Here is a 9657-nt window from a genome sequence, read left to right as displayed (position 1 = left end):
AGTGAGGAGCTGACACATGGTTACGCCCGAAGCAGTGACGACATCCGGCACGGCGACGCCCGACGCGAAGCTCGTGGCCGCGCTCCGGAACTCCCTCAAGGAGGCCGAGCGGCTGCGCGAACAGAACCGGCGGCTCGCCGAAGCGGCCCGCGAGCCCATCGCCATCGTCGCGATGAGCTGCCGCTTCCCCGGTGGCGTCCGCTCCCCCGAGGGCCTGTGGGACCTGGTCGCCGCCGGCCGTGACGCGGTGTCGCCGTTCCCCACCGACCGGGGCTGGGACCTGGAGGAGCTGTTCGACGAGGACCCGGACCGGCCCGGTTCCTCGTACGTCCGCGAAGGCGCGTTCGTCGACGGCGCCGCCGACTTCGACGCCGGCTTCTTCGCCATCTCCCCGCGCGAGGCCCTCGCCATGGACCCCCAGCAGCGCCTGCTGCTGGAGACCTCCTGGGAGGCCCTGGAGCGCGCCGCGATCGCGCCGGACACCCTGCGCGGCAGCCGCACGGGCGTGTTCGTCGGCACCAACGGCACCGACTACGGCACGGTCCTCGTGGGCGGTCCCGAGGAGGTCGACGGCTACCTGGCCACCGGGAACGCCACCAGCGTGCTGTCCGGCCGGATCTCGTACGAGTTCGGTTTCGAAGGGCCCGCCGTCACCGTCGACACCGCCTGCTCCTCCTCCCTCGTCGCCCTGCACCTCGCCGCCCAGGCCCTGCGCCAGCAGGAGTGCACGCTCGCGCTCGCCGCCGGAGTGACGGTCATGGCCAGCCCGACCACCTTCACCGAGTTCAGCCGCCAGCGGGGCCTGGCCCCGGACGGCCGCTGCAAGCCCTTCGCCGCCGCCGCCGACGGCACCGGCTGGGGCGAGGGCGCGGGAGTCCTCGTACTGGAACGGCTCTCCGACGCCCGCCGCAACGGCCACCGGGTCCTCGCGGTGGTCCGCGGCTCCGCGGTCAACCAGGACGGCGCCTCCAACGGCCTCACCGCCCCCAACGGCCCCTCCCAGCGCCGCGTGCTGCGCCAGGCCCTCGCCAACGCCCGCCTGACGGCCGACCAGGTCGACGCCGTGGAGGCCCACGGCACCGGCACCACCCTCGGCGACCCGATCGAGGCGCAGGCGCTGCTGGCCACGTACGGGCAGAACCGGCCGGCCGACCGGCCGCTGCGCCTCGGCTCCGTCAAATCCAACATCGGCCACACCCAGGCGGCGGCCGGCGTCGCCGGCATCATCAAAATGGTCCAGGCCATCCGCAACGGCGTCCTGCCCCGCACCCTCCATGTCGACGGGCCCACGCCCCAGGTCGACTGGTCGGCCGGCGCCGTACGACTGCTCACGGAGAACCTCGACTGGCAGCCGGCCGACGGGCAGCCGCGCCGCGCCGGAGTGTCCTCGTTCGGCATGAGCGGCACCAACGCCCACGTCATCCTTGAGGAACCCGCCGCCGAGCCCGCCCCCGCCGCCGAGCCCACTCCGGCCGTCCCGGCAACCCCCGCGGCCTCCACCGCCCTGCCGTGGGTGCTGTCCGGCAAGTCCGCCGACGCCCTGCGGGCCCAGGCCGGCGAACTGCGCGCCTTCCTGGCCGCCCGCCCCGGCCACGACCCGGCCGGGATCGGCCGGTCCCTGGCCCTCACGCGCGCCACCTTCGACCACCGCGCCGTCCTCGTCGCCGACGGCCCCGTCGCCTTCGACACCGCACTGGCGGCGCTGGCCGACGGCGCGGCGGCCGCCGGTCTCGTCGAGGGCCGGGCACCGGACGGACGGACCAAGGCCGTCTTCGTCTTCCCCGGCCAGGGCTCCCAGTGGACGGGCATGGCCACGGAGCTGCTCGCCACCAGCCCCGTCTTCGCCGACCGGATGGACCAGTGCGAGCAGGCCCTGTCCGCCTTCGTCGACTGGTCGCTGCGCGACGTCCTCACCGACGAGGCCGCCCTCGCCCGCGTCGACGTGGTACAGCCCGCGCTGTGGGCCGTGATGGTCTCCCTCGCCGCGCTCTGGCGCTCCTACGGAGTCGAACCGGCGGCCGTCCTCGGACACTCGCAGGGCGAGATCGCCGCGGCCTGCGTCGCGGGCGGCCTCTCCCTCGACGACGGGGCACGGGTGGTGGCCCTGCGCAGCAAGGCCCTGCTCGCACTCTCCGGCCGAGGCGGCATGGTGTCCGTCCCGCTGCCCCGCGAGGAGGTGGCGGCCGGCCTCGACGAGCGCCTGTCCATCGCCGCCGAGAACGGCCCCCGCTCGGTCGTCGTCTCGGGCGACCCCGAAGCCCTCGACGCGCTGCTCGCCGGGACCGAGGGAGCCCGTCGCATCGCCGTCGACTACGCCTCCCACTCCGCCCACGTCGAGGAGATCCGCGACGAACTCCTCACCCTCCTCGCGGACCTCGCCCCGCGCCCGGCGGACGTGCCCTTCTTCTCCACGGTCACCGCCGACTGGCAGGACACCGCCGGACTGGACGCCGAGTACTGGTACCGCAACGCCCGCCGGACCGTGCGCTTCGAGGAGTCCACGCACGCCCTGCGCGAGCAGGGATTCGGCGTGTTCGTCGAGAGCAGCCCCCACCCGGTGCTGATCCAGGGCCTCGGGGACTGCGCCGTCGGCTCGCTGCGCCGCCGGGACGGCGGACCGGGACGCTTCCTGCTCTCCCTGGCCGAGGCCCACGTGCGCGGCGTCGCCGTCGACTGGTCGCCCGCCTTCGCCGACGCCGGCCCCGCCCACGTCGACCTGCCCACCTACGCCTTCCAGCGCCGCCGGTACTGGCCGCGCCCCGGCACCGGGCGGAACGCCGGGTCCGACCCGGCCGAGTCGGCCTTCTGGGAGGCCGTCGAACGCGCCGACCTGCCGGCCCTCTCCGGGGAACTCGGCGCCGAGGGAGCGGCGCTGACCGCCCTGGAAACCACCCTGCCCGTCCTCACGGCCTGGCGGTCGGGACGCCGGCAGCGCTCCACCGTCGACTCCTGGCGCTACCGGGCGGTCTGGGAACCCACCCCCGTGGACGCCGCCGTCCTGTCGGGGCGGTGGTTGGTGGTGTCGGCGGTGGCGGGTGCGGACTTGGTGGGTGTGTTGTCGGCGTCGGGTGTGGAGGTGGTGGAGCTGGTGGCGGCTGGTGGTTCCCGTGGGGAGCTGGCCGGGGCTCTGGCGGGTGTGGGTGCTGTTGAGGGTGTGGTGTCGCTGCTGGATGTGGCGGGGTCGTTGTCGTTGGTGCAGGCGTTGGGTGATGCCGGTATCGGGGGCCGGTTGTGGTGTGTGACGCGTGGTGCGGTGTCGACGGGTGTGTCGGACCGTGTGGTGGATCCGGTGCGGGCGCAGGTGTGGGGTCTGGGTCGGGTCGCGGCGTTGGAGTTCGGTGAGCGGTGGGGTGGTCTGGTGGACGTCCCGTCGGTGCTGGATGACATGACCGGGGGCCGGCTGGCTGCCGTACTGGCCGGCGGTACGGGTGAGGATCAGGTGGCGGTGCGTGCGGAGGGTGTGTTCGTCCGTCGTCTGGTCCGGGCGCCGTTCGTGCCGGTGGTGGGTGAGGGCTGGCGGCCTGATGGTCCGGTGCTGGTGACCGGTGGTACGGGTGCGTTGGGTGTGCGGGTGGCGCGTTGGCTGGCTTCGGCGGGTGCGACGGACCTGGTCCTGACGAGCCGTCGGGGTCCGGATGCTCCGGGTGCCGCGGATCTGGTGGCCGAGCTTGCGGGGTCGGGTGTGACGGCTTCGGTGGTGGCGTGTGATGTGGCTGACCGGGATGCGGTGGCGAAGCTGCTGGTGGAGTTCCCGGTGTCGTCGGTGTTCCATGCGGCGGGTGTGCTGGATGACGGTGTGCTGGAGGGTCTGACTCCGGAGCGTCTGGCGACGGTCCTGGGTCCGAAGGCGGATGCTGCGTGTCATCTGCACGAGCTGGCCGGTGAGATGGGCCTGGAGTTGTCGGCGTTCGTGTTGTTCTCTTCGTTCGCGGGTACGGTCGGTGGTGCCGGTCAGGGCAATTACGCGGCGGCCAACGCCTGTCTGGACGCCCTCGCCGAGCAGCGCCGCGGCGACGGACTGCCCGCCACCTCCATCGCCTGGGGAGCCTGGGCCGACAGCGGCCTCGCCACCGGATCCGACGCCGTCACCGCCCGCATGCGCCGCGGTGGCCTCCTGCCGATGGCCCCCGACCTGGCCATGACCGCCCTCCAGCAGGCCCTGGACCGCGACGAGACCACGCTCGTCGTCGCCGGGGTCGACTGGGAGCGCTTCACGGCGGCCTTCGTCACCGGCCGCCCCAGCCCGCTCCTGACGGGCGTCCCCGAGGTGCGGACCGTACTCGCGGCCCTGGACGAGGGCCGCGCCGCCGGCACCTCCCTGAGGGACACCCTCCCGGGCCTGCCCGCCGAAGCCCGGGAACGGACCCTGCTCGACCTGGTCCGCACCCACGTGGCCGCCGTCCTCGGACACGGCACCGCGCAGGAGGTCGCCACGGGCCGGGCCTTCCGCGAGGCGGGGTTCGACTCCCTGACGGCCGTCGAACTGCGCAACCGGCTGAGCACGGCCACCGGCCTGACGCTCCCCGCCACCGTCGTCTTCGACCACCCCAACCCGGCCGCCCTCGCCGCCTACCTGCTGGCCGAGCTGTGCGGGGACGCCGGTGCGGACGGACCGTCCGCGCTGGCGGAGTTCGCCCGCTTCGAACGTGCCCTGGCCCGTATCGAGCCCGGCACCGCCGACCACACCAAGATCATGCAGCGGCTCGGGGCCCTGCTGGCCCAGGGCCAGGAGGCCGCCGACCACCCGGAGCGCGCCACGAGCGCCGACGCGTACGAGACGGCGACCGACGACGAACTGTTCGGCCTGCTCGGCGAGAAGTTCGGCATCTCATGACCGCGCCCTCGCCCGTGCCCGTGCCCGTGCCCGGCCTCGCGCCCCGCCCCGCCGCCGCCAGCCCCTCCGCCAGGGAGAACCCCCACGTGTCCAACGAAGACAAACTCCGCCACTTCCTCAAGCGCGTCTCGGCCGAACTGGAGCAGACCCGGGAACGGCTGCGCGAGAGCGAGAACCGGGACGGCGAGCCGATCGCCGTCGTGGCCATGAGCTGCCGCTTCCCCGGCGGGGTCCAGGGCCCCGAAGACCTCTGGCGGCTGCTCGTCTCCGGCGGCGACGCCCTGTCCGGCTTCCCCACCGACCGCGGCTGGGACCTGGAGGGCCTGCTGTCCGACGACCCGGAGCGGGCCGGCGCCTCCCACGCCCGCCGGGCCGGATTCCTGGAGGGCGCGGGCGAGTTCGACGCCGCCTTCTTCGGGATCTCGCCCCGCGAGGCCCTCGCCATGGACCCCCAGCAGCGCCTGCTGCTGCAGACCTCCTGGGAGGCCTTCGAACGCGCGGGGATCGCCCCGGACACCCTGCGCGGCAGCCGCACGGGGGTGTTCATCGGCACCAACGGCCAGGACTACACGCCCGTGGCCGTCCACTCCGCCGACGACCTCGCCGGGCACATCATGACCGGCAACGCGGCCAGCGTCCTCTCCGGCCGCCTCTCCTACGTCTACGGGCTCCAGGGCCCCGCCGTCACCGTCGACACCGCCTGCTCCGCCTCCCTCGTCGCCCTGCACCTGGCGGCCCAGGCGCTGCGGCGCGGCGAGTGCGAGCTGGCCCTCACCGGCGGCGCCACCGTCATGTCGACGCCCACCCTGTTCGCGGAGTTCAGCCGCCAGGGCGGCCTGGCCCGCGACGGCCGCTGCAAGGCCTTCGCCGCCGCAGCCGACGGCACCGGCTGGGGCGAGGGCGCGGGCATGCTCGTACTGGAACGGCTTTCCGACGCCCGCCGCAACGGCCACCCCGTCCTCGCGGTGGTCCGCGGCTCCGCCGTCAACCAGGACGGCGCCTCCAACGGCCTCACCGCCCCCAACGGCCCCGCCCAGCAGCGGGTCATCGAACTGGCCCTCGCCGACGCCCGCCTGACGCCCGACCAGGTCGACGCCGTCGAGGCCCACGGCACCGGCACCACCCTCGGCGACCCCATCGAGGCACAGGCCCTCATCGCGGCCTACGGGCACCACCGCCCGGCCGACCGGCCGCTGCGCCTCGGCTCCGTCAAGTCCAACATCGGGCACACCCAGGCCGCCGCGGGCGTGGCGGGCGTCATCAAGATGGTCGAGGCGATGCGCCACGGCGTCCTGCCGCGCACCCTGCACGTCGACGAGCCCACGCCCCAGGTCGACTGGTCGGCCGGCTCCGTGCGGCTGCTCACCGAGAACCTCGACTGGCAGCCCGCCGACGGCCGCCCGCGCCGCGCCGGAGTCTCCTCCTTCGGCATCAGCGGCACCAACGCCCACGTCCTCGTCGAAGAACACCTCACCACCCCCGATCCGGCCCCGGCCCCCGAGCCCGCCCCCGATCCGGCCCCCGTCCTCGCGGTGCTCTCCGCACGCGAGGAGGAGACGCTGCGCGACCAGGCCGCCCGGCTCCACGCCCACCTGACGGCAGAGCCGCACCTGTCCCCGCGCGACGTCGCCCACTCCCTCGCCACCACCCGCGCCACCCTCGACCACCGCGCCGCCGTGGTCGCGGGCGACCGCGACGCCCTCCTGGAGGGCCTGGCCGCGCTCGCCGGCGGCACCCCCGCCCCCGGTGTCCTGCGCGGCAGCGCCGCCCCCGGCGGGCTCGCGTTCCTGTTCACCGGACAGGGCGCCCAGCGCGTCGGCATGGGAGACGGGCTGTACACGGCGTTCCCCGTCTTCGCGGAGGCCTTCGACGCGGCCTGCGCCGCGCTCGACGCCCACCTGGACCGCCCGCTGCGCCAGGTGGTGACCGGCGACGCCGCCCTCCTCGACCGGACCCACTACACGCAGGCGGGCCTGTTCGCCCTGGAGGTGGCGCTGTACCGCCTCTTCGAGTCCTGGGGGGTGCGCCCCGACTACCTCCTCGGCCACTCCGTGGGCGAACTGGCCGCCGCCCACGTCGCGGGCGTCCTCACCCTCCCCGACGCGGCCACCCTGGTCGCCGCGCGCGGCCGGCTGATGGAGGCGCTGCCCGAGGGCGGGGCGATGGTCTCCGTCCAGGCCGCCGAGGACGAGGTGCGCGCCCTGCTCGCCGCCGGCGTCGACATCGCCGCCGTCAACGGCCCCCGCGCCGTGGTCGTCTCGGGCCCCGAGGACGCGGTCTCCGCGACCGCCGCCCTCCTCGACGCCGCGGGCCACCGCACGAAGCGGCTCAACGTCAGCCACGCCTTCCACTCGTCGCTGATGGAGCCGATGCTCGACGAATTCGGCCGCGTCGCCCGCACGCTCACCTTCCACCAGCCGTCCGTCCCGATCGTCTCCGACATCACCGGCCGCACCGCCGACCCGGCCGAGCTCCGCACCCCCGAGTACTGGGTCCGGCACGTACGCGCCGCCGTGCGCTTCCACGACGGGATGCGCCACCTCGAAGCCCAGGGCGTACGCCGCTTCGTCGAGCTGGGCCCCTCCGGCGTCCTGACCGCCGCCGGGCAGGCCTGCGTGAACGGCCCCGACCCGGTCCTCACGGCGGCCCTGCGCCGCGACCGGCCCGAGCGGGAGACCGTCACCGCCGCCCTCGGCGAACTGTTCGTCCACGGCACCACCCCCCACTGGACCGGGGTCCTCGCAGGACGCCCCGCACGCCGGGTGGCCCTGCCGACCACGGCGTTCCGGCGCACCCGCTACTGGGCCCGCCCCGGCGAGGCCCCCGCCGGGACCGCCGCCCCCGACCGGGACCCCGCGGCCGGCCTCCAGTACCGCATCGACTGGCAGCCGCTCGCCACCCCGTCGGCCCCCGCCGCCCCGACCGGGACCTGGCTCGTCGTCGGCTCCCGGCCGGGGGACCTCGACCCGGTCACCGAGGCGTTCGCCGCCCGGGGCGCCACCACCGCCCGCCTGGACCTGGACCCCGGCACGGGACTCGACCGCGAGGCGCTGTCCTTCCGCCTCCTCGCGGCCCTGGCCGGCGCCGACCGCTGCGCGGGCGTCCTGCTCCTGCCCGCCGCACCCGGCGACCCCGGAGCCGACACGGCCCTCCTGCTCCACCAGGCCCTCGGCGACGCCGGGATCACCGCACCCCTGTGGTGCGCCACCCGCGGCGCCCTCTCCACCGGCCCCGACGACCGGCCCTCCGACCCCGGCCAGGCACAGGTCTGGGGCCTGGGCCGGGCGGCCGCCCTGGAAACCCCCACCCGCTGGGGCGGGCTCGTCGACCTCCCCTGCGAAGCCGACGCCACCGCGCCGGACCGCCTCGCCGCCCTGCTGCTGGCCGGCCCGGGCACCCCCGCCGAGGACCAGCTGGCGATCCGCCCCACCGGGATCCTCGCCCGCCGGCTGGTCCGCGTACGGAGGGCATCGGCCCCCGTCACGCCCTGGCGGCCCTCCGGCACCGCCCTGGTCACCGGCGGCACCGGCGCCCTCGGCGGCCACATCGCCCGCTGGCTCGCCGCGTCCGGCGCCGAACACCTGGTCCTCACCAGCCGCCGTGGCGACCGGGCCCCCGGCGCCCGCGAACTCGCCGCCGAACTGAGCGCGACGGGCACCCGCGTCACCATCGCGGCGTGCGACGCCGCCGACCGGGACGCGCTCGCCGCCGTCCTCGACGCGATCCCCGCCGAGCTGCCCCTGACCGCGGTGGTGCACACCGCCGGCGTCCTCGACGACGGCGTCCTCGACACCCTCACCCCCGAACGGTTCGCGACGGTCCTGCGCCCCAAGGCCGACGCCGCCCGCAACCTCCACGAGCTCACCGCGGGCCTCGACCTGTCGGCGTTCGTCCTCTTCTCCTCCTTCGCCGGCGCCGTCGGCGGCGCCGGCCAGGCCAACTACGCGGCCGCCAACGCCCACCTCGACTCCCTGGCCGAGCAGCGCCGCGCCGACGGACTGCCCGCCACCGCCGTGGCCTGGGGCGCCTGGGCCGGCGGCGGCATGGCCGAGGACGAGGAGGCCGTCGGCGAACGCCTGCGCCGCCACGGCATCCGCCCCATGGCGCCCCGGCACGCCATCGAGGGCCTCCAGCAGGCCCTGGACCACGGTGACGCCGGCCTGGCCGTGGCCGACATCGACTGGACCCTGTTCGCCCCCGGCTTCACCACGGTCCGCCCCAGCCCGCTCCTCACCGGAGTCGAGGAGGCCCGCCCCCGCACCGCCGACGAGGAACCCGGCTGGCGGGAGCGGATCACCCTGCTCCCGGACGCCGAACGCGCCGCCGCCCTGCTGGACCTCGTACGCACCCAGGCGGCCGCCGTCCTCGGACACGACGGCCCCGGGGCCGTCACCCCGACCCACCCCTTCCGGGAACTCGGCTTCGACTCCCTCACCGCCGTCGACCTGCGCAACGTCCTCGGCCTGCGCACGGGCCTGAACCTCCCCACGACCGTGGTCTTCGACCACCCCAACCCGCAGGCCCTCGCCGACCACCTCGACGCCGAACTCGGCGGCACCGCCGCCGCCCGCCTGCTGGCCGACCTCGACCGCGTCGAGGACGCCCTCGCGGTCCTCGACGCCCCCGACGTACGGGCGGAGGTCGCCACGCGCCTCCAGACCCTCCTGGCACGGGCCCGCCCCCGCGACGGCATCGGCACCGGACCGACCCCCGGCTCCGGACCCGGCACCGACGACGCGCCGGGCGCCGACACCCCACCGACCTTGGACACGGCGGACGACCTCTTCGCCTACATCGACCAGAAATACGGGACCCGCTGACAT

2 protein-coding genes are annotated in these 9657 nt (G+C 75.6%); both read left to right on the top strand.

The window, feature by feature from the left end; translation table 11 throughout:
* Positions 1 to 34 precede the first annotated feature (34 nt).
* The gene (locus tag OG295_RS40395; RefSeq protein ID WP_371681559.1) at positions 35 to 4834 is read left to right on the top strand and encodes a type I polyketide synthase; all 4800 of its coding nucleotides are present in this window, start codon (positions 35 to 37) and stop codon (positions 4832 to 4834) included.
* Positions 4835 to 4920: 86 nt separating this feature from the next.
* The gene (locus OG295_RS40390; RefSeq protein ID WP_331733067.1) at positions 4921 to 9654 is read left to right on the top strand and encodes an SDR family NAD(P)-dependent oxidoreductase; all 4734 of its coding nucleotides are present in this window, start codon (positions 4921 to 4923) and stop codon (positions 9652 to 9654) included.
* The last annotated feature ends 3 nt before the right edge of the window (positions 9655 to 9657 follow it).

Source organism: Streptomyces sp. NBC_01276, from assembly GCF_041435355.1.
Taxonomy (GTDB): domain Bacteria; phylum Actinomycetota; class Actinomycetes; order Streptomycetales; family Streptomycetaceae; genus Streptomyces.
The sequence above is the reverse complement of the archived record's forward strand: the minus strand, read 5'-3'. Positions and strand labels throughout refer to the sequence as shown.